Here is a 23143-nt window from a genome sequence, read left to right as displayed (position 1 = left end):
AACGAGGACAGCTATTAAATTTGAAGCAAAACCAACCATTCAGGCGGCGATTACCCGGTTGCTTCATAAAGCCATACACAAGGCATATATTTCCTCCACATGGTGGACGCAGAATGCGCCGGCCCCCGGTTGCAAACACCCCGTGGGCGGTTCACCGCCGCAGAGCAGGCATACGCCACTCTGCCGCCCCTTCTTGCTTCTACGCGCCACCCGATTCCGATGCCCTACTTCTCCCGCGTTTCCCTTCTGGGGCTGGTCCTGTTACTGCAGAGCCTGGCGTTCCCCGCTTTGGCGGCAGCACCAGCATCGAAAGCCATCACACTGAATTTCTCCAACGCCGAGATAGAGGCCGTTGCCCGCACCCTGGCCGTCATCACCGGCCGCAACCTGGTGGTGGACCCGCGCGTCAAGGGCACGCTGTCGCTGAGCAGTGACACACCCGTCACGCCGGCCAAGGCCTGGGATCAATTTCTGGCGGCCCTGCGCATGCAGGGTTACACCATGGTGGAGACGGCGGGGCTGTACAAAATCGTGCCCGAAACCGAGGGCAAGCTGCAGTCCGAGTCGGTGCGGCTGGACTCCGGCCCCCAGCGCGGCGACCAGATCGTCACCGAGATCTTCAAGCTGAACTATGAGAACGCCAACAACCTGGTGTCGGTGCTGCGCCCGCTGATCAGCGCCAACAACGTGATCAACGTGAACAGCGGCAACAACTCCCTGGTCATCACCGACTACGCCAACAACCTGGGCCGGCTGCGTACCATCATTGCCGCGATGGACACTCCCAGCGCCACCGATGTGGAGGTCATGCCCCTGCAGCACGCGCTGGCAGCCGACCTGGCCGCAACCGTGCAGCGCCTGACTGACAGCTCCGGCGGCAAGACCGGCGGCACCGGCACCAGTAGCAGCGCCGCCGCCACGCCCAGCCCGGGCGCAGCCACCGCCCCTGCAGCTGCCAGCACGGCCACGGCTTCCAGCGGCGGCGCCTCGGTACTTGCGGACACGCAAAGCAACAGCCTGCTGGTGCGTGCGCCCAACCTGGCGCAACTGGCCTTCATACGCTCCCTGGTGGCCCGGCTGGACCGGCCCCGGGCGAACAGCAATGTGCGGGTGATCTACCTGAAGAATGCCGACGCCACCCGCCTGGCCAAGGTGCTGCGTGCCGCCTTCCCAACGGACTCGACCAGCGGTGGTGGTAGCAGCAGCTCCGGCAGCGCCAGCACACCCAGCGTGGCCCAGGTCGCCAGCAATAGCTCCAGTTCGAGCAGTGGTAGCAGCAGCGATAGCTCACAGGCCAGCGCACCCATCACCGCCACGGCGCAGCCCTCGACTGGCGGCGGCATCCAGGCCGACCCGGCAAGCAATGCCCTCATCATCACCGCGCCCGAGCCCCGCTTCCGCGAGATGTACCCCATCATCGAGCAGCTGGACTCGCGCCGCGCGCAGTTATATGTGGAGTCGCTGGTGGTGGAAGTGGACGCCACCAAGACCGTGGACCTGGGCGTGCAGTGGGCCTCGCTGTTTGACGTCAGCAGCAGCACCACCCTGACCCTGGGTACGGTGGCCAAGGCACTGGAGGAAATGACCGGCACCAACATCCTGTCCACCGCCAACATCGTGACGCTGGACAACGAAGAGGCCAAGATCGTAGTGGGGCAAAACGTGCCCTTCATCACCGGCTCGTACACCACCAGCACCAGCTCCAGCCCGTTCCAGACCATCGAACGCAAGGACGTGGGCATCACCCTGCGCATACGCCCGCAAATCGGCCAGAACGGCAGCATCCGCATGACCATCTACCAGGAGTCGTCGTCGGTGGCATCCACCAGCTCCACTACCGGGCCTACCACCAACAAACGCTCCATCGAATCCACCGTCATGGTCAACAACGGCAAAACCATTGTGCTCGGTGGCCTGATCGAAGACAGCCACACCGACGACGCGGCGCAGGTACCGGGCATTGCGGATGTGCCCTTTCTCGGCGCACTGTTTCGCAGCATGAGCCGCACACGCAAAAAGACCAATCTGCTGGTGTTTCTGCGCCCGGTGGTGATGGCCGATGAAAACGCCAGCGACGCGCTATCGATGGACCGCTACGACTACATCCGCGCCAAGCAGAAGGAGATGCCAATGGACATCCACCAACTGCCGCCAGACACCAGCCTGCCCCTGCTGCCGCCCAGCGCCTCTGTCGCTCAATAGATTGTGAACAGACTCTCAAAAGTTAAGTAAATTTGCGAACAGCATGGTTGACGTAGCCATGCTGCACCGCAATAATCCGCCCATCTTAATTTTGGAGTGCCCAACGTGGACAGTGCCAGTAGTTGTTGTGATGTGAAGCGTGCCGCGGTATCCGCGATAGCCGCTGTCTTATCAGCCATCTGACGCCACGTTATCTGTGGTTGTGGGGCTGCCAAGACAGCCGCCAGAACCACTTTCAGACGGTGTAGCCCACCGTGTGAAAGTAGCCGCACTCCCTTCCCATTGCTTGTAGTTGCTGAGGCAAAGCCTGGTCTTTGCCGGCGACTCATTGCTGCTCCGTCAACGTTCGGGCGCCCTGCTTTGTACAGGAGCGCGCGATGCCTTTACCCTTTGCCCCCCGCCGGGACCTGGCTGCCCATACGCCCACCCACGCCGCACAAGCTGCAGCCACGCCGCTGCATGCGCCGGCAGCCAAGGCAGATACCCAGACCCTGGACGCCGTCAACGCGCTGGACCACGGCTGCGTCTGGCCCACCCACCGCTTGCGCTGCTTTTTGCAACTGCAGCACAGCAAGGCTTTTGCCGGTTCACGCTGAGCCCCTGAGCACCAAACTATTTTTAGCAAAGGAGATGTCCTATGGACCCGTCACCCAGTAGGCGCTGCATGCGCCGCCTTCTCAACACCACTGCCATTTATTTCCAACCCTCGCATCCGGCCCTGACCTGGAGGCACCGGCTCACCTGAACACGTGAGGCGTTTGCTCCTGGGCCACGGCCGCCAGGAGAAACCCATGCTGTTCCACACACCTGTTCCCCGCGCTGCGCTGCAGCGTTCCCCATCGCCACACGCCGGCGTCTCCCACACCCTGCAGGGAGTAGCGCTATGACCGCATTGAAATACTGGGGCTTTGCCCTGCTGCGCATGCGCTACGCAGCCCGCCTGCTGCGCCGCCGCGCAAGCGCACAAAGCCCAAGCGAAACTACATCGACCAGCCACCTCTCCCGCCTGATGCTGCGCGCCGCCATGGACGACGTGCCGGCGCTGCTAACCCGGCTGGATACGCAGGCCGACGGCCTGGAGCATGCGCAGGCCGCACGCCGGCTGGAGCAAGTGGGCCCCAACGAGGTGGCACATGAAAAGCCCGCACCCTGGCGGCTACATCTGTGGCGCTGCTATAGCAACCCGTTCAACCTGCTGCTGACGGTGCTGGCCAGCGTGTCCTATCTAACCGACGACGACAAAGGTACGGTGGTAATCGGCAGCATGGTGGTCTTGTCCACCCTGATCCGCTTTGTGCAAGAAGGCCGCTCCAACCGCGCGTCTGCCCAGTTGAAGGCCATGGTCAGCAACACGGCCACGGTGCTGCGGCGGGACGCGGCGCATGCGGACATGCCGCCGACGCACACCGAGCTGCCCATCCAGCAGCTGGTACCCGGCGACCTGCTGCAGCTGTCGGCCGGCGACATGGTCCCGGCGGACTGCCGGGTACTGAGCGCCAAGGACCTGTTCATCAGCCAGTCGGCCATGACGGGCGAATCCTTGCCGGTGGAAAAGTTTGCAGAGCGCCGCTCGGGCAGCGACAACTTGCTGGAACAGGCCAACCTGCTCTTCATGGGCAGCAACGTGGTGTCCGGCTCCGCCCTGGCGCTGGTGGTCACCACCGGCAACAACACCTACTTTGGCACCCTGGCCCTGCGCGTCACCCGCAGCGACCGCGCACCCACCGCGTTCCAGGCAGGGGTGAACAGCGTCAGCTGGCTGCTGATCCGCTTTGCCCTGGTGATGGCGCCGCTGGTGCTGCTGATCAACGGCTTCACCAAGGGCGACTGGGCCGAGGCCCTGTTGTTTGCCCTGTCCATCGCCGTGGGCCTGACGCCTGAAATGCTGCCGATGATCGTCACCTCCACGCTGGCCAAGGGCGCTGTCATCCTGTCGCGCCGCAAGGTGGTAGTCAAGCGCCTGGATGCCATCCAGAACTTCGGCGCCATGGACGTGCTGTGCACCGACAAGACCGGCACGCTGACCCAGGACAAAATCGTTCTGGAGCGCCACACCGACGTGTTTGGCAATGCCTCCGCGCAAGTGCTGCAGTACGCCTACCTGAACAGCTACTACCAGACCGGCCTGAAGAATCTGCTGGACCGCGCGGTGCTGAACCATGTGGATCTGCAAGCCAAGGCGCCGCTGGCGCAGGGCTATCGCAAGATCGATGAGGTGCCGTTTGACTTCCAGCGCCGGCGCATGTCGGTGGTGGTAGACGGGCAGCAAGACCAGCACGAACTCATCTGCAAAGGCGCGGTGGAGGAAATGCTCTCGGTCTGCACCCAGGTGCGGGTAGATGGACAAGATGTGCCGCTGGACGCGCACATGCTGCTGCGTATCCAGGACGTCACCCGCCAGCTGAATGCCGAAGGCCTGCGCGTCGTGGCCGTTGCCATGAAGACGACGCCAAGCAGCCGCACCGTGTATGCGGTGGCCGATGAAACCGGGCTGACGCTGCTGGGTTACGTCGCCTTCCTGGACCCACCGAAGGAGTCCACCGCCCCGGCTTTGAAGGCCCTGGCGGACTACGGCGTGGCGGTGAAGGTGCTGACCGGCGACAACGAACTCGTCACCGCCATGGTCTGCCGACAGGTGGGTCTGCAGGTGCTGGGCGTACTGCTCGGCCACCAGATCGACAAGATGGACGACGCCGCGCTGGCCCATGCCGTGGAGCATCGCAATGTATTTGCCAAACTATCGCCGCTGAACAAGGAGCGGCTGGTACGCGCTCTGCGGGCCAACGGCCATGTGGTGGGCTTTCTGGGCGATGGCATCAACGACGCACCCGCCCTGCGTGCCGCCGACATCGGCATCTCGGTAGACAGCGCGGTGGACATCGCCAAGGAAGCCGCCGACCTGATCCTGCTGGAAAAAAGCCTGATGGTGCTGGAAGAAGGCGTGATCGAAGGCCGCAAGACCTTCAGCAATATGCTGAAGTACATCCGCATGACGGCCAGCTCCAACTTTGGCAACGTGTTTTCGGTGCTAGTGGCCAGCGCGTTCATTCCGTTTTTGCCCATGCTGTCACTGCACTTGCTGGTGCAAAACCTGATGTACGACGTATCGCAGATCGCCATCCCGTTTGACAACGTGGACGACGAGCTGGTGCGGGCGCCGCTGAAATGGAACCCGGCCGACATTGGCCGCTTCATGGTGTTCTTCGGGCCCATCAGCTCGGTCTTCGACATCACCACTTTTGTGCTGATGTGGTTCGTCTTCAAAGCCAATAACGCGGCCCAGCAAACGCTGTTCCAGTCGGGCTGGTTCGTGGTGGGCCTGCTCACCCAAACCATGATCGTACACATGATCCGCACGCCGAAGATTCCGTTCATTGAAAGCCGCGCGGCCTGGCCACTGATGCTGATGACGGCACTGACCATGGCGGCCGGCATTTTCCTGCCCATGGGGCCGCTGGCCGCGTATTTCAAACTGCAGGCGCTGCCGTTGTCCTACTTCCCCTGGCTGGCAGCGATTCTGCTGGCCTATATGGTCCTGACGACATGGCTGAAGCAGTTTTACATCCGCAAATTTGGCTGGCAATAAGACCATTTATAGAAACGATAACACCGCATGAAAACACTGGAAGCTCTGCAATATTTCGATGCTCTGGCGCTGCTGGACACCCTCATCCGTCTGGCCACGGCCTTTGTGCTCGGCGGCATGATTGGCCTGGAGCGCCAGGTGCGCCAGCGCACCGCAGGCCTGCGCACCAACACCCTGGTTGCGGTAGGCGCCGCCATTTTTGTATCGCTGGGCGACCGGCTGTTTGAACTGCATGGCGGCGGGCAAGGTGCCGTCACCATCGTGGCCTATGTGGTATCGGGCATAGGCTTTCTGGGTGCGGGTGCCATCATGAAAGAAGGCGCCAACGTGACCGGCCTGAACACCGCTGCCACTCTGTGGGGTTCGGGTGCCGTGGGGGCCTGCGCCGGCGCCGGCCTGGTGGCCGAAGCCGCGCTGGCGGCGCTGTTTGTGCTGGCCAGCAACACGCTGCTGCGCCCGGTGGTCAACCGCATCAACCGCCGCCCGGTGAACGAGGAAACCAGCGAAGCCACCTACACCGTCTACGCCATATGCAAACGCGAGGCCCAGGCCGACGTGCGTGAAAAACTGGTGGAACTGCTGGAGCAGGCCAGCTACCCGGTGCGCGATGTAGACCAGCACCCTTTTGGCCAGGCAGACGCCGAGATTGCCGCCGTGCTGTACGCCACGGCGGTAGAGGCCGACGAACTAAACTAGGTAATGGCCTTGCTCGAAGCACAGCCCGGGGTGGTGCAAGCCTTCTGGAGCTCCAGCACGGAGGACTGACGCTATTGTTAATAAAAATGGCCGCTAGCGCAGGTATTGCCTGCGCTAGCAGCTATCAAATCTACAGCAAAAACATGGCTGCCGCCACGGCGGTAGGCACCAGCGCCCCAGCCAGCAAGCCTAGCGCGCCGATGGACTCTTCATTAAAACCACGCCGCAGCAGCGCCACACCCGCCGGGTTGGGTGCATTGGCAATCACCGTCAAGCCCCCGCCGGCTACGGCACCGGCCACCAGCATGTACTGCGACTGGGTGGAGATGCCCTCGATCAGCGATCCCAGATAGGTCAGCGCCGCGTTGTCCGTCAGCGCGGTCAGCCCCAGCGCGCCAAAGAACAGCGCCGTGGGCGCCAGGCTGGACACGATGGGCTGCAGCCACCACTGCTGCATGCCGCCCAGCACCACCAGCCCGGCCAGAAAGAAGCCGACCAGCAACCCCTCTTTCAGGATCAGCGGGCTTTGGTGCTGTGCATAGGCCTGGGTGTAGCCGATGAAGAACAGAAACAGGCCGATGAACACCACCGGGTGGTGCGCAAACACCACCACCGCAGCCAGAAAGCCCAGGTGAATCAGACTCACCAGCAAGGGCACCGGCGCACCAGGACCCACGCTGCCCGCGGCAGGTGTGTGCAAGTGGCGGCGCAGCAGAAACACCAGCACGGTCGCATTCACCAGCACCGCCACGCAGGCGCGCCAGCCGAAGGTACTGGCCATGAAGGCGCTGTCCCACTGCCAGGCGGCCGCCACCATCAGCACCGGCGGCGCGGCATACGAGGTCAGCGTGCCGCCAATGGACACGTTGACAAACAGCACGCCCAGCGCGCCGTACTTCAGCCATTCGGGCGGGCCCTGGCGGAACACCAGCGGCGCCAGAATCAACGCGGCCAGCGTCATGGCCGCCGGCTCGGTGATCAGCGAACCCAGCAGCGGCACCAGGGCCAGGCCCAGCCAGGCCAACACCACCGGCGTGGGCAAAGGCACCAGGCGCGCCACGGCCATCAAACTGCTTTGCACCAGCGCCAGCACCGGGCGCGATGCGGCCACCACCATCACGACGAAAACAAACAAGGGCTCGGTGTAGTGGCGCGACTCGGCATAGGCCAGCGCCTCGGCGCCTGTAGTCAGCAGCGCCATCGCCACCACCAGCACAAAAGCCCACAGGCCAAACACCACCTCCACCTCGCCCAGGATATGGAACAGGCCGGCATGGCGCGGGTGCCGGTGGGCCAGGCCCTCAAACCATTTGGCGGCAAAGGTGTGCAGCAGCGCCAGCGCGAACAAGGCGGCGGCGACGGTCTGTATCAGTGAGGCTTGCATGGCATGGGTAGAAAGTAGGTTGGATACATCACAGCTGGGCCAGCGGAATGCTGCCTGCCTCTTCATCGGCCTTCAGCAGCCCTATCAGCTCGGCCAAATCCTGGTCCAGCCTTTGCAGGCTGGTTGCAGGCAGTTTACCCAGAGCCTGCGGCAGCACACCTTCAAACGGGCCGGGCACCTGCTGCAGCACGGCCAGGCCGGCGGGTGTCACGGTCAGGCGCACATTGCGCCGGTCCTCGGGCGCCTTGTCCAGCTGAACCAGTTCTTTACGCTGCAGGGTTTTGACCAGATTGCTGGCGGTGGACTGGTGGATGTCCATGCGCTGGGCCAAAGCCCCCATGCCTATGCCCGGGCTGTCGCGCACCACCCCCAGCGCCCACACCTGGGCGCCCCCCAGGCCCACCTGGTTCTCCACCTGCTGGAAATGGCTGCGCACGGCATTGAACACCACGCGAAAGCGGCGTAGCACCTGGGCGGTGCTGGCGGGGTCCACAACGGTCTGCTTTTTACGGGTCATGCCTAATTATATTTGGGGCAATATAAAATCAAACACCGCCTCTCCACACCCTCCCCCATGGACCCACATCCCCGTGTTTTTTCCGCGCTGCAGCGCGAGGTCGCCGACTGGCGCTTATGGGCCGGCCGCGCGGTGGTGCTGGGCTTTGCCGCACTCGCCGGGCTCATCGTGGTGGGTTTCACCTGGCTGACGGAACATGCGCTAGCGTACTTCTCACAACTAAACCAATATGCCTGGTGGCTGCCCCTGCTGTGGACGCCGGCCTGCACGGCGGCCATTGTGTGGCTGACGCGGCGCTTTGCGCCTGGTGCGGCGGGCTCGGGCATTCCGCAGGTGATGGCGGCCATGACGCCCGGTGTGCCCACGGGTGCACGGGCACTGTTTGTGTCCCTGCGCCTATCGGTAGCCAAGATGCTGCTGACGGCCTGGGGCTTGCTGGCCGGCCTGTCGCTGGGGCGCGAAGGCCCGTCGGTACAAATTGCTGCGGGCGTGATGCACCATGCTCGGCGCTGGCTGCCGCGCGGTGCCCGCGTGTCCGACTACGGCCTGCTGCTGGCCGGCGGCGCTGCCGGCATCGCTGCAGCCTTCAATACCCCGCTGGGTGGCGTGATGTTTGCCATCGAAGAGCTGGCGCGCAAGCCCGAGCAGCGCAGCAATGGCCTGGTGCTGGCGGCCATCGTGCTGAGCGGGCTGATGGCCGTGTCGGTCTACGGCAACGCCACCTACTTCGGCGTAATACGGGTGGAGAACCTGGGCTGGGCCCTGCTGCTACCCGGCTTGCTGGTGGCGGTGCTGAGTGGTGCCGCAGGTGGGCTGTTTGCGCGGCTGCTGGCGGTTTCGCTGGCGGGCAGCTCCAAAGACCAGTTCAGCCGCTGGCGCAAGCGGTCGCCGGTAGGTTTCGCCGCAGGCTGCGGCCTGCTGGTGGCGCTGCTGGGTTGCGCCAGCCAGGGCACGGCCTACGGCAGCGGCTACGGCCACACGCGGGCCATGCTGGAAGGTGCAGGCGATGCATCGGCCCTGGCGCCGCTGTATGTGCTGCTGAAGTTCTGCGCCACCTGGATCACCAGTTGGGCCGGCGTGCCCGGCGGCATCTTTGCACCCTCGCTGGCGATTGGCGGTGCGCTGGGCAACGACATTGCACAGCTGACCCACTATGCCAACGCCCCCACCTTGATTGCCCTGGGCATGGTGGGCTTTTTGGCGGCGGTGACCCAGGCACCCATGACCTCTTTCATCATCGTCATGGAGATGGTGGACGGCCACGGCCTGGTGTTGAGCCTGATGACCAGCGCGCTGGTGGCCAGCGGGGTATCACGCCTGGTCAGCGCACCGCTGTACGCGTCGCTGGCAAATCTACAACTAGGGCGCCTGCCCGAGCCTTTACCTGTGCCACCCACACCGCATAGCAGCAGCTTGCACCACTGAATCTGCAGTTCGTCGCAGCCCGCTGGCCGTAGCGCGCGGCCGCTGGCACAGTGCGGGCATTGCCATTTCACTGCCGCCCGCCATGCCGATTGCAACGCTCACACCCCTGATCGCCGTCCACATGACCGCCGCCCTGCTGGCCGTGGCCACCGGCCCTGTCGCCCTGTGGGCGCGTAAGGGCCGCAGCCAGCGCCCACGCCTGCACCGGGCTTTTGGCTATGCCTGGGTGACGCTGATGCTGATCACCGCCACGTCCGCGCTGTTCATCCGCGATTTCCAGCTGCCCAACCTGGCGGGGTACACACCCATTCACCTGCTGGTCGTGGTCATCGCTGTCTTCCTGTTTCGCGCATTCCACGCTTTGGCAGGCGGCGATATTGCGACCCACCGCCGTGTCATGCAGAGGCTGTACTTCGTGGCCTGCGTGGTGACCGGACTACTAACCCTGCTGCCGCGGCGTACCCTAGGCCAACTGGTGTGGAACCAGTGGCTTGGCTGGCTATGAGCATGCACAATCCCCACCTACCCCGGAGCCCCCATGTCTGCTGACCACTACGATGATCTGGAAACCTTGGCCCGCCGGCGCGCGGGCCGCAAGATTGGCTGGTACATCCACGCCCTGGTGTTTCTGGTGGTGAACACCGGGCTGGCCTTTTTGTCGCTCTACAACGGCCGGCACTTTGTGCTGACCTCGGCCTTTGGCTGGGGCCTGGGTCTGCTGATCCATGGCCTGGTGGTGTTCGTATTGCCGCCGGGCAGCGGCTGGCGTGAACGCCTGGTGCAGCAGGAGCGCGCACGCCTGCTACGCGAGCGTGAGCGGCAAAACTAGCCGCATGCGCCTGAGCAGCCTGCCCCTGCCGCGTGTGCTGGCCGTACTGGTCCCCGTGCTGGCACTGAACACCCTGATCGCCCTGGGCCTGACGCTGGCCGGTCCCTACGACCTGGCCAGCAACCTGGTGTTTTCGCACTGCATAGGCCTGGGCATCTGGGCGGCGATAGAACCCGTGTCGCGCCTCTGGGTCTGCGACATCGAGCGCCAATGGCGGCGCCTGCTGCTGATCGTGCCGGCCGGTGTGCTACTGGGCTACCTGGGCGGCAGTGTGCTGGCCCGGCTGCTGCTGGATTTGCCACTGGACTGGCACAGCCTGGCCCGCCTGCCCTACCTCGTGCTCAGCCTGGTTGCCGGCGCCGGCGGCACCTACTACTTCATCAGCCAGTTGCTACTGCGCCAGGCGCGGGAGCGTAACGCCGCCCAGCAGCTACACATGGCCGAGGCCCGGCTGCAGCTGCTGCAGGCCCAGCTGGAGCCGCACATGCTGTTCAACACCCTGGCCAATCTGCGCGTGCTGATCACGCTGGACCCAGCACGCGCCACCGCCATGCTGGATCGCCTGGTGAATTTTCTGCGCGCCACGCTGAGCGCGTCACGCCAGACCATGCACCCGCTCAGCGCCGAATTCGCCCGCCTGCAGGACTATCTGGAGCTGATGGCCGTGCGCATGGGTCCGCGCCTGCAGTACACGCTGGACCTACCCGCCGCGCTGGTCGACCTGCCCGTGCCCAGCCTGCTGTTGCAGCCGCTGGTAGAGAACGCCATACGCCACGGCCTGGAGCCACAGGTGGCGGGCGGCAGCATCCTGGTCAGCGCCCGGCGCAGCGGCGACCATGTGCTGCTGGAGGTGGTGGACAGCGGCGCAGGCCTGCCGCCGGCAGACATGCCCTCCGCAGCGGCCGGTGGCGGCTTCGGCCTGGGCCTGGCGCGCGAACAGCTGACGACCGCCTACGGCCCCCAATCCGCTATCGAGTTAATAGCTGCCAGCGCAGGTGGTACCTGCGCCAGAGCCTCATTTTTCATAAATCACTGAAGCATGCACGCCACCGCCCTGATCGCCGAAGACGAACCCCTGCTGGCCCAGGCACTGCAAACCGCCCTGGCCCAAGCCTGGCCGGAACTGCGCATCGTCGCCAGCGTGGCCGACGGGGCGTCCGCCGTGGCCCAGGCCCTGCAGCTGCAGCCCCAGCTGCTGTTTTTCGACATCCGCATGCCCGGCCTGGACGGACTGGAGGCCGCCGCCGAGTTGGCCGACCAGTGGCCTGGAGGCACGCCCTTCCCCGCCCTGGTGTTTGTGACTGCGTTCGACGATTACGCCGTGCAGGCCTTCGAGGCCCAGGCGGTGGACTATCTACTGAAACCGGTACAAACCACCCGTCTGCAAAAAACAGTGGCAAAACTGCAGCTGGCGCTGGCGGCATCTGCGCCAGCCGCTACACATTTGGAAGCAAACCAATTGGAAACCACGCTGGGGCAACTGCGCGCCCTGCTGGGTAGCCCGGCGGTCGCCACACCGGCCCCGCTGCAGATGCTGCAGGCCAGCAATGGCAACACCATCCGCCTGGTGCCGGTGGACGAGGTGGTCTACCTGGAAGCCGCCGACAAATACGTGCGCGTGCTCACCGCCCAGCATGAATACCTGCTGCGCACGCCACTGAAGGAGCTGCTGCCGCAGCTGGATGCACGCAGCTTCTGGCAGGTACACCGTGGCACCGTGGTGCAGGCCCAGGGCATAGACAGCGTGCTGCGCGACGCCAGCGGCAAGCTGCAGCTCACGCTGCGTGCCAGGCCCGAAAAGCTGGCCGTGAGCCGCCTCTACGCGCACCTGTTCAAAGCCATGTAGGGCGGCCCGCCCGCGAACTCAGCCGCCGTTCAACCGCTGGCCAGCTGGGCCAGGTAGCGGGACTCGAAGACATCGGCCGGCACCGGCTTGCTGATCAAATAGCCCTGCATTTCATCGCAGCCCAGCAGGCGCAGCAGACGCTCCTGCTCGCTGGTTTCCACCCCTTCGGCTACCACCTTGAGGCGGAAGGAATGCGCCAAGGTGACGATGGTGGAGACCAGGGCCAGGCCTTGCGGACCGGCCACCATCTCCAGCACAAAGGAGCGGTCGATTTTCAGGGTGTCCACCGGCAGCCGGGACAAATGGCTGAGCGAGGAATAGCCGGTACCGAAGTCATCAATGGCAATGCTCACCCCCATGGCGCGTATCGCCCGCAAGCTCTCGCTATTGGTCTGCACGTCGTCCATGATCAGGCTCTCGGTAATCTCCAGCTCCAACCCGGCCGCCGCCTTTTCGTCCACGCTGATGGACTGCTGGACCGCAGCCACAAAATTGCGGTGCCGTAATTGCAGGGGCGACACATTGACGGCAATGCGCACGGGCGTCAGGCCCTCGGCACGCCAGCGCATATTGTCCTGGATGGCCTGGCGCATGGCCCACAGACCCACCTCGTAAATCAGGCCGGTTTCTTCCAGCAGGGGAATGAAGTTCGCGGGTGGCACCAGGCCGGTTTGCGGATCGTTCCAGCGTATCAGCGCCTCGGCACCGGTCAGCAGGCCATTCACCAGACTGATCTTGGGTTGGTAATACAGCACGAACTGTCCCAGTTCCAGTGCCGTGCGCAGCCTACTTTCCAGGTCCAGCGCCTTGGCCACACGGGTGTCCATCTCGGGTGCATAAAACAGCACAGACTCGGCCGAGCTCTTGGCCCGTTTGAGCGCTGCTTCGGCATTGTGCAGCAGCATCTCCGCATCGTTGCCGTCCACAGGGTAGAGCGCAATGCCCGCTTTGCCGGCGATGCGTAGCTCGGTGCCGTCCACCAGGTAGGGCTTGGCAAAGCAGTCGCGCAACAACTGCTCCAGGATCAACGCGACCGCGCCCTCGTCACGCTGGTCATGCACCACCACGCCAAAGCAGTTCACCCCCACCCGCGCCACGGCGTCCAACCCCACGCGGCTGGCACGGATGCGCTCGGCCACCTGGCGCAGCAAGGCGTCGCCAGCTTGCCGCCCAATGGTGTCGTTGATGACACGGAAGCGCTCAATATCCACCAGACCAATGGCCAGCACGCTCTTGCCGCTGTCATGCGGGCGGAAATGCTGGCTGACATGCTCCAGGAAAAGGCTGCGGTTTGGCAGGCCGGTAATGACGTCGTAGTAGGCTAGGTAGTTAAGCCGCTCCTCCTTGTCGAGGTGGTCCATGGCAAAGCCGATGTCACCGGCCAGATCGGTCAGCAGCAGCTTTTCCTCGTCGTCAAAAAAGCCGGTCTCGTCTGCCGAAAGAACCAGCACCCCCAAGGCCTTGTCGGACACCATCAGTGGCAGATAGGCCAAGGAGCGGACGCTCGGGTCCATGGTCTGCAGGAAGTACAAGCTGCCTGCGTACTCCTGCATATCGTTGATCACAATGGGGCGCTTGCTCTGCACTGCGCGCACGGAGATAGGGGTACCCATGGGAGCACACTCCTCCAGGCTGAAGCGGTTTTGCAGGGAGGCCAAAAAATCCGGGGGTGCCCCGGCACAGGCCACCGGAATCAGTTGCATGGCATGCCAGTCCGCCACGCCCAGCCACGCCATCTGGAAGCGGCCATGCTCGACCGCAATCTGGCAGGCTCCGTTAAACAGCTCATCGCGCTTGCGCACACGCACAATCAGCGTGTTGATACCGCTGAGCACCGCGTACACACGGTTCAACCGCTGAATACGACGCTCGGCCTCCTTCTGGTAGCTTACGTCCTGGATGGTGTTGAACCAGCGCACCGGCACTGGCCGCCCCTCGGAGTCCATCAATTGCTCTGTGACCTGGCGGATATGGATCACCGAGCCATTGCTGTGCCGCATGCGGTAGGTGAAGTCCACCCGCGTGCCAGTCGCATCGGCCTCCTGCATCTTGGCCCTGACCAGCGCGCGGTCATCCGGGTGCACCAGCGTCAACCAGGCGCGGGCAGAGTCCACCATTTCTTCGGGCTTGAGACCCAACAAAGGCGGCAAGGTGTCAGGCCAGCTTTCCACCACACCCTGTGGTCCGGTGATGACGTGGGACAGCTTGGCCAGTATCTGCGCCCGGTACAGCCGCTCTTCACTGGCCTGCAGTGCTTCTGAGGCCAGCTGGCGCTGTGTAATCTCGATCTGCAACTGCTCTGCGTGCTGGCGTACCGTGGTGTAGAGGCTGCCGTTTTCGTAAATACGACCGACCTGGGCCATCATGGTGGCCACCATGCTTTCGTCTTCTTCGCTAAAGCCGCCGGCACCCAGTTTGTCTGCCAGGCAAATCCAGCCGTAGCAATGTGAAATCGATGCCACCGGGGCCAGCAGACAGCTGTGCAGCTGCGGGTAGTTGGCCGGCAGTCCTATGGCCGTGGGCTCACCGCCCGGGCAGTCCATCCGCACGGACTGGCGCCGGGAATACACCAGTCCCAAAGCGCCGGTTTCCACATGCGGGTGCTCCAGCGTCTGCAGCAAGCTGGGGTCTATGCCACTGGTGAAGAACACGGCCGGGCCACCGTTTTTGCCGTTCACGCACAACACGGCATACTTGGCCCCCATCAAATCACGGGCGCCACGGCACACCTTGTCCAGCAGCGTGTAGGGGTCTTGCTCCGATGCCAGGTGCAGATTGAGCGTGCTCAGGGCTTCCAGGCGGCGGTTGGTGGCGCGCAGGTCATCCAACTTTTCAGACAGCTTGTCGGTCATCACCTGCAGATGCGCGCGGTCAAAGGCTTCCACATCCGGTGGCGCGACAGGCTCAGGCACCCGCTGCAGAGATTGCTCTATGACACGCAAGATTTCTTCGGGCTCGCTGGGCTTGACCAGGACGCGCGTCACGCCACAGCTCTTGGCCAGGTTACGTGCCTCGCGCTCGCGGTAGTGCGCGCTATAGAAGATCACCTCGGTGGCCGCCACCAGCGGGTCGGCGCGTAGCTGGCGCACGAACTCGTAGCCGTCCATGGTGGGCATGAGAATGTCCGAAATCACCAGGTCAGGCCTCTGCTCTCGCACGATGGCCAGAGCCTCGGCGCCATCCGATGCTTCCAGGGCTTGGTGCCCGGTGTAGCCAATCAGGGTCACTAGCAGTTCACGGTTCGGAGCTTGGTCGTCCACCACCAATATTTTTGCCATGCGTCAGTTCCAGCGTTCTATGTATCTATGCGCCGCAAAGCACGCAAAGTGGGGGGCAGCAATAACTCGATCTGCTGGATAAAGTGCTCCGGGGTTATGGGTTTGGTGACATGGTCGTCGAAGCCGGCCGCCAGAGCCTTGTCCCGGTCGCTCGCCATGGAGAAGGCAGTGAGGGCGATGATGGGAACCTGGCGCCAGTGCGGGTCGTTTTTCAAGCGACTGATCACATCGTAGCCGTTGAGCACCGGCATTTGCAAATCGCAAAGAATGAGATCAGGGTTCTTTTCCAATGCATATTGCAAGCCCACGCCACCATCCACCGCATCCAGCGTGACATAGCCCGCAGCATGCAACAGGTACTGCACCAGATCCCGGCTGAAATCATCGTCCTCAATGATCAAAATACGAGCTGGCACGGCTTATCCCTCCGGTAATGCAAGAGTGAAAGTGCTACCTTGGCCATGGACGCTATGGAAGCTGAGCTGGCCTCCAAGCTCCTCGGCCAGCTTGCGGCTCAGATGCAAGCCCAGGCCGCTGCCTTCAAGTTTGCGCTTATTGGCCGCCCTGGGGCGGGAAAAGGCATCGAACAGCAGCCCCTGGTCCTCCACCGGAATGCCGGGGCCCGTGTCTTCCACGCTGATGAACAGAGTAGGCCCATTCGGCCCCACCCGCGACTCCAGACGCATGTGCACGCTTCCACGTTCGGTGAACTTGATGGCATTGCCCAGCAGGTTCATAACGATCTGCTTCAACGACCGACTGTCGGTGTGCCATAGCAGCGCAGCGGGCGGAAGATGCAGACTGAAGTCCAGATCCTTCTTGTCGGCCTCGGGGCGCAGGGCGGCGCCCACCTCATCCAGCAGCGCGCTGCAGTCCACTGTTTCCAAGGTCAGATCCATCTTGTTGGCGCCCAGCTTGGCCAGGTCCAACAGGTCGTTGATCAACGACAGCAGGTGGCGTGCGCTGGTTTGCACGATTTGCAACTGTTTGTCCTGTTCGGCATTCAGTGGGCCGGGCAGCTTCATGCGCAAGGTGCCGGTAAAGCCAATGATGGCGTTCAAAGGCGTGCGCAACTCGTGCGACATGCTGGCGAAAAACAGGTCTTTCGCCAAGGCGGTCTCTTCCAGCTGACGATTCTTGTCGCGCAGGGTCTGCTCAATAAGCTTGCGGTCGGTCACGTCGCGGATGGCGCTGGAGACAAATAGCCCGTCTTCCGTCTCCAGCGGACTCAGACTGATTTCGACAGGAAACTCCGAGCCGTCTTTACGCAGGCCAAACAGCTCCAGCCCGGCGCCCATGGAGCGGGGCCGCGGCTGCACAAAAAACCCGGACCGGTTGCCCGGGTGCTTAAGGCGGAAGCGCTCGGGCACCAAAAGTTCGATGCGCTCACCCAACAACTCGTCGCGGGTCCAGCCAAACAGCTGCACCGCCTGGGAGTTGACCAGCACCATGATGCCGTCCCGGTTGACGATGACCATCGCATCCGGGGCAGACTCAAGCAGGTCCTTGAACTTCTGGTCGGCCTTCTTGCGGTCCGAAATATCGCGGATGGCGCTCATCACCATCGTGCCTTCTTCGGTCTCCAGAGGACTCAGGCTGATCTCGACCGGGAACTCCTCGCCGCCCTTGCGCAAGCCATACAACTCCAGACCCGCCCCCATGGTACGGGTACGAGGCTGCTTGAAAAAATTTCCACGGTGACCCAGGTGGGCGCTGCGGAAACGGCTGGGCAGAAGAATCTCCACCGGCTGGCCGAGCAACTCGGCACGCGTATGCCCAAACACGTTCTCGGCTTGAGAATTGACCAACACAATACGCCCCGTCACATTCACCATCACAATCGCGTCCGGCGTGGACTCCAGCAGGTCCAGGAAGCGCGCCTGTACCAGCTTGGCATCACGCAATACCTTCAGGTGCGTGACGTCCTTCTGGTTGGACAGAAAGTACGCCAACCTGCCATCTTCACCGTAGACCGCGCGGGTAGACACGCTGACATGCACCAGGGTGCCGTCCTTGCGACGACGCAATGATTCGTAGACCACCAGCCCCATACGCAGCACATCGTCCAGCCGGCCCTGCTCTTCCTGTACGTGGTCATGGGGCACCACCAGCGCCACCAAGGACTGGCCCACGGCCTCGTCGGGGCGGTAGCCATAGAGCAATTCTGCGGCCGGATTCCACTGCAGCACACGGCCATCCGGCGTGATGGTCAACAGTGCGTCCGGGTTCAAGACCCACAGAGGATCGCTGGCATCTGGCCTCATGCAGTGCACGCCACCAGAACGCCTGACTGCACGTCTACGCAGAACAACAGCTGTTGGCCCATCGCAATTCCTTTCAGACTCAGTGTGCTCTCGGTCCCCATGCATACGCCCCAGCAAGCAAGTCTGCTGGCGCCACAAAGGTGTGCAATACGCCAGCCCTTTTGACTCGTTGTAACACTATCGCGCGCGATACGTCCAGAGCATCGAAGAACATCAGTCCCACAAATGGGGGATACCGGCCGCACCGTGTCGCGGTACACATTGCGCTATCTTTTTAGGACAAAAATTCTTAAGCCAAATAGGCCGCTTACGCAGATGAAATCTGCGCAAGACGCTATTTATTCAATAGCAAATCCTATAAATACGGCGGCGTGCAGGCAGAAACGATTTCTGCTGGCCGGTCGCCCACGTTGCGAAAGCGGTGCGGCAGGCTGCTGTCGAACAAATATGCGTCGCCCGATTTGAGCACCCGCACCTGCTCGCCCACGGTCAACTCGATCTCGCCCGACAACACGATGCCACCCTCGTGCGAGGCGTGCTCCAGCATGTCCACCCCGGTGTCGGCCCCTGGCTCGTAACGCTCCTGCAGTATCTGCAGGTTGTGTGCGCGCGCATTGCCGACCTGGCGCAATGTCAAGGTGCGGTCGCCGCTGGCGCCTGGGGCGTGCTGGGTCAGGCGGGAGGTCAGGTCCACCAGGTCGGCCGGGCTATGGAACACGCTGTCGGTCGGTGTCTGGTCGGGCTCGAAGAATTCCGCCATGGTCAGCGGAATGCCGTTCAGTATCTTGCGCAGCGAGGCCACCGAGGGGCTGCTTTTGTTCTGCTCAATCGTGGATATCTGGCTGGACGGCACGCCGGCCCGCTCCGCCAGCTGGCGCTGCGACCAGCCCGCCTGGCTGCGCACTTGCCGCAAGCGGCTTCCCACATCAAACTGGGCATCTGCCATGGATATTTCCTAAATTGTTACCCGCTTGCTCAATATTATGAGCAAAATATACGCTTATACCGATCACTTGAGCGTTGCCATGCCACTAGACCACACCACCGCCCCGTCCGACAAGCCGCCGGTCACCATCTTCGGCCCCGATTTTCCCTTCGCTTTCGACGACTGGATCCGCCACCCCGCCGGCCTGGGCAGCCTGCCCGCCGAGCACCTGGGTGCCGAGGTGGCCATCGTCGGCGCCGGCATGGCCGGCATGGTGGCGGCCTACGAGCTGATGAAGCTGGGGCTGAAGCCCGTGATCTACGAAGCCTCGAAAATGGGCGGCCGCCTGCGCTCGCAGCCCTTCGAGGGCGGCCAGGGCGTGATCGCCGAGCTGGGCGGCATGCGCTTCCCGGTGTCCAGCACCGCGTTCTTCCATTATGTGAACCAGCTAGGGCTGGCGTCGCAGCCCTTCCCGAATCCGCTGACCCCCGCCTCCGGCAGCACCGTGGTGGACCTGGAAGGCCAGACCTACTACGCCGAAAAACTGGCCGACCTGCCGCCCATGTTCAAGGAAGTGGCCGACGCCTGGAGCCAGGCGCTGGAAGACGGCGCCAGTTTCCAGGCCGTGCAGGACGCCATCCGCAGCCGCGACGTGCCCGCGCTGAAAGCGCTGTGGAACAAGCTGGTGCCGCTGTGGGACGACCGCACTTTCTACGACTTCGTGGCGACTTCCAAGGCCTTCGCCGGCCTGTCGTTCCAGCACCGCGAGGTGTTCGGCCAGGTCGGCTTTGGCACCGGCGGCTGGGATTCGGACTTCCCCAACTCCATGCTCGAAATCTTGCGCGTAGTGATGACCAACTGCGACGACGAGCAGCGCCTGATCCAAGGCGGTGCCGACCAGGTACCGCTGGGCCTGTGGCAGCACGCGCCAGACAAGATGGCGCATTGGCCCGCCGGCACCAGCCTGGCCAGCCTGCATGGCGGCGCGCCGCGGGCCGGCGTGGCGGCCATCAAGCGCCAGGACGATGGCAAGCTGGCCGTGACCGACCGCTGGGGCGATACCCGCGCCTATGCCGCCGTGCTGACCACCTGCCAAAGCTGGCTGCTGACCACCCAGATCGCCTGCGAGGAATCGCTGTTCTCACACAAGATGTGGATGGCGCTGGACCGCACCCGCTACATGCAGTCCAGCAAAACCTTCGTCATGGTGGACCGCCCGTTCTGGAAGGACAAAGACCCCGTCACCGGCCGCGACACCATGAGCATGACGCTGACCGACCGGCTGACGCGCGGCACCTATCTGTTCGACAACGGGCCAGGCAAGCCCGGCGTGATTTGCCTGTCCTATGCCTGGATGGGCGACGCGCTGAAGATGCTGCCCCAGCCGCCCGAAAAGCGCGTCAAGCTGGCCCTGGATGCGCTGAAGAAGATCTACCCGAACGTTGACATTGCCAGCCACATCATCGGCGACCCAATCACCATTTCCTGGGAGGCCGACCCGCACTTCCTGGGCGCATTCAAAGGCGCCCTGCCCGGCCACTACCGCTACAACCAGCGCATGTTCGCCCACTTCATGCAGGACGGCATGCCCGCCGCCCAGCGCGGCATCTTCATCGCCGGCGACGATGTATCGTGGACCCCAGCCTGGGTCGAAGGTGCGGTGCAGACATCGCTGAACGCAGTGTGGGGCATCCTGCACCACTTCGGCGGCCGCACGCATGCCGAGAACCCCGGCCCCGGCGATGTGTTCAAGGATATCGGGCCTATGGAGCTCCCCGAATGACCGATCTGAAACTGGCCCTGCTGCAATGCGCATCCCAGCCCGGCGACGTGCTGGGCAATCTGCAACGCCTGGACCAGGCCGCCGCCGATGCTGCCGCGGCCGGCGCCCACCTGCTGGTCACGCCCGAGATGTTTTTGACCGGCTACAACATTGGCGCCACCCAAGCCAGAGTACTGGCCGAAGCGGCAGACGGCCCACGCGCCCAGGCCGTCGCCGCCATCGCCCGCCAACACCAGATCGCCATCGTCTTCGGCCATCCCGAGCACGATGCCGCCGGCCACATCTTCAACACTGCCCAATGCGTGGATGCCCAAGGCCGCACGCTGGGCACATACCGCAAGACCCATTTGTTCGGCGCGCTGGACCGCAGCATGTTCGCCCCCGGCACGGGTGACGAACCGCTATTCGAACTCCATGGCTGGAAGCTCGGCCTGCTGATTTGCTACGACGTGGAATTCCCCGAAAACACCCGCCGCCTGGCCCTGCAAGGCGCCGACCTGGTCGTCGTGCCTACCGCCAACATGGCCGACTTCGACTTCGTCGCCCAGCACCTGGTGCCGACGCGGGCCTACGAGAACCAGCTGTATATGGCCTACGCCAACTTTTGCGGACAAGAGGGAGAACTGGCCTACGGCGGACTCAGCTGCGTGGCGGCCCCCGATGGCGCCGGCCTGGTGCAGGCGGGGCGGGGCACAGAACTGCTATTGGCGGAGCTGACGCAAACTGGCTTGGCCCGTGGACGGGCCTTGAACTGCCACGTGAAATTACTATTAAATCCATAGCTGCCAGCGCATATAAAATCTGCACTGGAGGCATATTTCATTCACACATCACTCCATCGCGTGCGCGTCCACCGGCGGCGGCGCACGGCGCTGTTTACGCATCAACAGCAGCAAGGGCATGGACAGCAAGGTGACGACCATCATGATCTTGAAGTCGTTGATATAGGCCAGAAAAGTAGCTTGGCGTGTGACTTCGCTATTCAAGGCGGCCAAGCCCTGCGGTGTGGCCAGGTTGTAGACGGTGGGCAGGCCGGCCTGGACGGCCGGGCTCGCCAGGTTGATGTACTCCACCATCTGCGAATGGAACAACGCGGTATTGCGGGTCAATACCGTCTGCATCACCGAGATACCAATGCTGCTGCCGATATTGCGCGACAGGCTGTAGATGGAGGTGCCATCCGGCCGGTAGATCGGATTCAGGGTGGAAAACGAGATGGTTGTCAGCGGCACCGACACAAAGCCCAAACCCAGGCCCTGGATGAAACCCGACCAGACCACAGCGGATTCGCCGGTATCAAAACTGAAGCCCGACATCTGCCATAAAGAAAATGCGGTAAGGCCAAAACCCAGCCCAATCAGGGCCCGTGGGTCGGTCCGTGTCGCAATACGCCCCGCCACCATCATCGACAGCATGGTGCCTATGCCGCTGGGGCCTATCACCAGGCCGGCCGTCACCACTGGGTAGCCCATCAGCGACTGCAGCAGCGGTGGCAGCAAAGCTCGGGTTGCGTACAGCAACAGACCGACCATGAAGTACAGCGTCAGGCCGGTGACGAAATTGCGGTCGTTCAACAGCTGCACATTGAAGAACGAGGCGCCCCGGGCCGTGGCCGTCAACGCAATAAAGAAGGCAAAGCTGACCAGCGCACCAGCCGCCTCCAGCACGATTTCTGTGGAGCTGAACCAGTCCAGTAGCTCGCCGCGGTCAAGGAACATCTGCAGCAAACCAATCGCCAGGCTCAGTGCGATGCAGCCATAGACGTCGAAGCGCAGTTTGCTCTGGATAGCGGTTTCGCGGATGTAGGCCTTGATACCCAGGAAGGACAAGATGCCCACGGGAATATTCACAAAGAACACCCAGCGCCAGCTGAAGTTGTCGGTCAACCAGCCGCCTAAGGTAGGCCCGAGGATGGGGCCGATCATCACGCCCATACCCCAGATCGCCATGGCCTGGGCATGCTTTTCCTTGGGGTTGGTGTCCAGCATGATGGACTGCGACAAGGGCACCAAAGCCGCACCAAACAAACCCTGCAGCAAGCGCGCCAACACGATCTCCGTCAATGAGTTGGACAGACCGCACAGCGCTGAGGCCAAGGTGAAGCCCACCACCGAGGTCAAGAAGATACGCTTGCGTCCGAAGCGCCCGCTCAACCAGCCGGTCAGCGGTGTGGCAATCGCGGCCGCCACGATATAAGAGGTCAGCACCCAGGAAATCTGGTCTTGCGAAGCCGACAGATTGCCCGCCATATGCGGCAAGGCCACGTTGGCAATGGTGCTGTCCAGCGTCTGCATGATGGTGGCCAGCATGATGGCCACGGTGACCAGCCCGCGATGCCTGGCGACGTCAGGGGCTACGGGTGCGGCGGTCACAGAATCTGCGGATGGCATGGGAGTTCTGTCTTGCAG

General features: G+C 63.2%; 17 protein-coding genes and 1 pseudogene. 11 read left to right on the top strand and 7 right to left on the bottom strand.

Annotated elements, in window-relative coordinates; all coding sequences use genetic code 11:
• The first annotated feature begins 219 nt into the window (after nt 1-219).
• The 4 genes and pseudogenes from AC07R0_RS00840 to AC07R0_RS00825 all read left to right on the top strand — a co-directional run bounded on the left by AC07R0_RS00840 (nt 220) and on the right by AC07R0_RS00825 (nt 6553).
• The gene (locus tag AC07R0_RS00840) at nt 220-2202 is read left to right on the top strand and encodes a secretin GspD/PilQ domain-containing protein (protein WP_495103412.1); all 1983 of its coding nucleotides are present in this window, start codon (nt 220-222) and stop codon (nt 2200-2202) included.
• A gap of 377 nt (nt 2203-2579) precedes the next feature.
• A complete protein-coding gene (locus AC07R0_RS00835; RefSeq protein WP_495103411.1) occupies nt 2580-2798 on the top strand; it encodes a hypothetical protein in 219 nt (72 codons plus the stop codon).
• Between the two features lie 287 nt (nt 2799-3085).
• Nucleotides 3086-5788 carry a magnesium-translocating P-type ATPase gene (mgtA, locus tag AC07R0_RS00830; RefSeq protein WP_495103410.1) on the top strand — a complete coding sequence of 901 codons (2703 nt, stop codon included), beginning with the start codon at nt 3086-3088 and terminating at the stop codon, nt 5786-5788.
• 36 nt (nt 5789-5824) lie between these two features.
• A pseudogene (locus AC07R0_RS00825) lies at nt 5825-6553 on the top strand (MgtC/SapB family protein).
• Between the two features lie 61 nt (nt 6554-6614).
• Here AC07R0_RS00825 and AC07R0_RS00820 read toward each other — a convergent pair.
• Together AC07R0_RS00820 and AC07R0_RS00815 are read right to left on the bottom strand one after the other, a co-directional pair.
• On the bottom strand, nt 6615-7868 hold the full coding sequence (locus AC07R0_RS00820) for a putative Na+/H+ antiporter (RefSeq protein WP_495103409.1): 1254 nt from the start codon (nt 7866-7868) through the stop codon (nt 6615-6617).
• 28 nt (nt 7869-7896) lie between these two features.
• Nucleotides 7897-8385, bottom strand: a complete 489-nt coding sequence (locus tag AC07R0_RS00815) for a MarR family winged helix-turn-helix transcriptional regulator (protein WP_495103408.1) — start codon at nt 8383-8385, stop codon at nt 7897-7899.
• A 57-nt stretch (nt 8386-8442) separates the two neighbouring features.
• On the opposite strand from AC07R0_RS00815, the gene AC07R0_RS00810 reads away from it, so the two are divergent.
• From AC07R0_RS00810 to AC07R0_RS00790, 5 genes are all read left to right on the top strand, one after another.
• The gene (locus AC07R0_RS00810; RefSeq protein WP_495103407.1) at nt 8443-9810 is read left to right on the top strand and encodes a chloride channel protein; all 1368 of its coding nucleotides are present in this window, start codon (nt 8443-8445) and stop codon (nt 9808-9810) included.
• Nucleotides 9811-9892: 82 nt separating this feature from the next.
• Nucleotides 9893-10315, top strand: coding sequence for a DUF2306 domain-containing protein (locus tag AC07R0_RS00805; protein WP_495103406.1), 423 nt, complete (start codon nt 9893-9895; stop codon nt 10313-10315).
• A 33-nt stretch (nt 10316-10348) separates the two neighbouring features.
• Nucleotides 10349-10639, top strand: coding sequence for a 2TM domain-containing protein (locus tag AC07R0_RS00800; RefSeq protein ID WP_495099124.1), 291 nt, complete (start codon nt 10349-10351; stop codon nt 10637-10639).
• Nucleotides 10623-11675, top strand: a complete 1053-nt coding sequence (locus AC07R0_RS00795; RefSeq protein ID WP_495103405.1) for a sensor histidine kinase — start codon at nt 10623-10625, stop codon at nt 11673-11675. Before AC07R0_RS00800 ends, AC07R0_RS00795 begins: the two co-directional genes overlap by 17 nt.
• Before the next feature lie 3 nt (nt 11676-11678).
• Complete coding sequence (locus tag AC07R0_RS00790; protein WP_495103404.1) at nt 11679-12485, top strand: LytR/AlgR family response regulator transcription factor; 807 nt, start codon at nt 11679-11681, stop codon at nt 12483-12485.
• Between the two features lie 29 nt (nt 12486-12514).
• Here the strand turns inward: AC07R0_RS00790 and AC07R0_RS00785 are convergent, their stop codons facing one another.
• From AC07R0_RS00785 to AC07R0_RS00770, 4 genes are all read right to left on the bottom strand, one after another.
• Nucleotides 12515-15763, bottom strand: a complete 3249-nt coding sequence (locus tag AC07R0_RS00785; RefSeq protein ID WP_495103403.1) for an EAL domain-containing protein — start codon at nt 15761-15763, stop codon at nt 12515-12517.
• A gap of 17 nt (nt 15764-15780) precedes the next feature.
• Nucleotides 15781-16179 (bottom strand): response regulator, encoded by a 399-nt coding sequence (locus AC07R0_RS00780; RefSeq protein WP_495099120.1) that lies wholly within the window; start codon nt 16177-16179, stop codon nt 15781-15783.
• Between the two features lie 3 nt (nt 16180-16182).
• The gene (locus tag AC07R0_RS00775) at nt 16183-18027 is read right to left on the bottom strand and encodes a PAS domain-containing sensor histidine kinase (protein WP_495103402.1); all 1845 of its coding nucleotides are present in this window, start codon (nt 18025-18027) and stop codon (nt 16183-16185) included.
• 355 nt (nt 18028-18382) lie between these two features.
• Nucleotides 18383-18973: a cupin domain-containing protein gene (locus AC07R0_RS00770; protein WP_495103401.1), complete on the bottom strand. Its 591-nt coding sequence runs from the start codon at nt 18971-18973 to the stop codon at nt 18383-18385.
• A gap of 79 nt (nt 18974-19052) precedes the next feature.
• Between AC07R0_RS00770 and AC07R0_RS00765 the strand changes: the two genes are divergently transcribed.
• Together AC07R0_RS00765 and AC07R0_RS00760 are read left to right on the top strand one after the other, a co-directional pair.
• Nucleotides 19053-20735: a flavin monoamine oxidase family protein gene (locus AC07R0_RS00765; RefSeq protein WP_495103400.1), complete on the top strand. Its 1683-nt coding sequence runs from the start codon at nt 19053-19055 to the stop codon at nt 20733-20735.
• Nucleotides 20732-21517, top strand: a complete 786-nt coding sequence (locus AC07R0_RS00760) for a carbon-nitrogen hydrolase family protein (protein ID WP_495103399.1) — start codon at nt 20732-20734, stop codon at nt 21515-21517. The genes AC07R0_RS00765 and AC07R0_RS00760 overlap by 4 nt, the downstream gene beginning before the upstream one ends.
• Before the next feature lie 48 nt (nt 21518-21565).
• Here the strand turns inward: AC07R0_RS00760 and AC07R0_RS00755 are convergent, their stop codons facing one another.
• Nucleotides 21566-23125: a DHA2 family efflux MFS transporter permease subunit gene (locus tag AC07R0_RS00755; protein ID WP_495103398.1), complete on the bottom strand. Its 1560-nt coding sequence runs from the start codon at nt 23123-23125 to the stop codon at nt 21566-21568.
• Nucleotides 23126-23143 lie beyond the last annotated feature (18 nt).

The organism is Rhodoferax sp. GW821-FHT07F03 (assembly GCF_059418745.1).
Note: the sequence above shows the minus strand (reverse complement) of the source record. Positions and strands in the feature narration are given on the sequence as shown.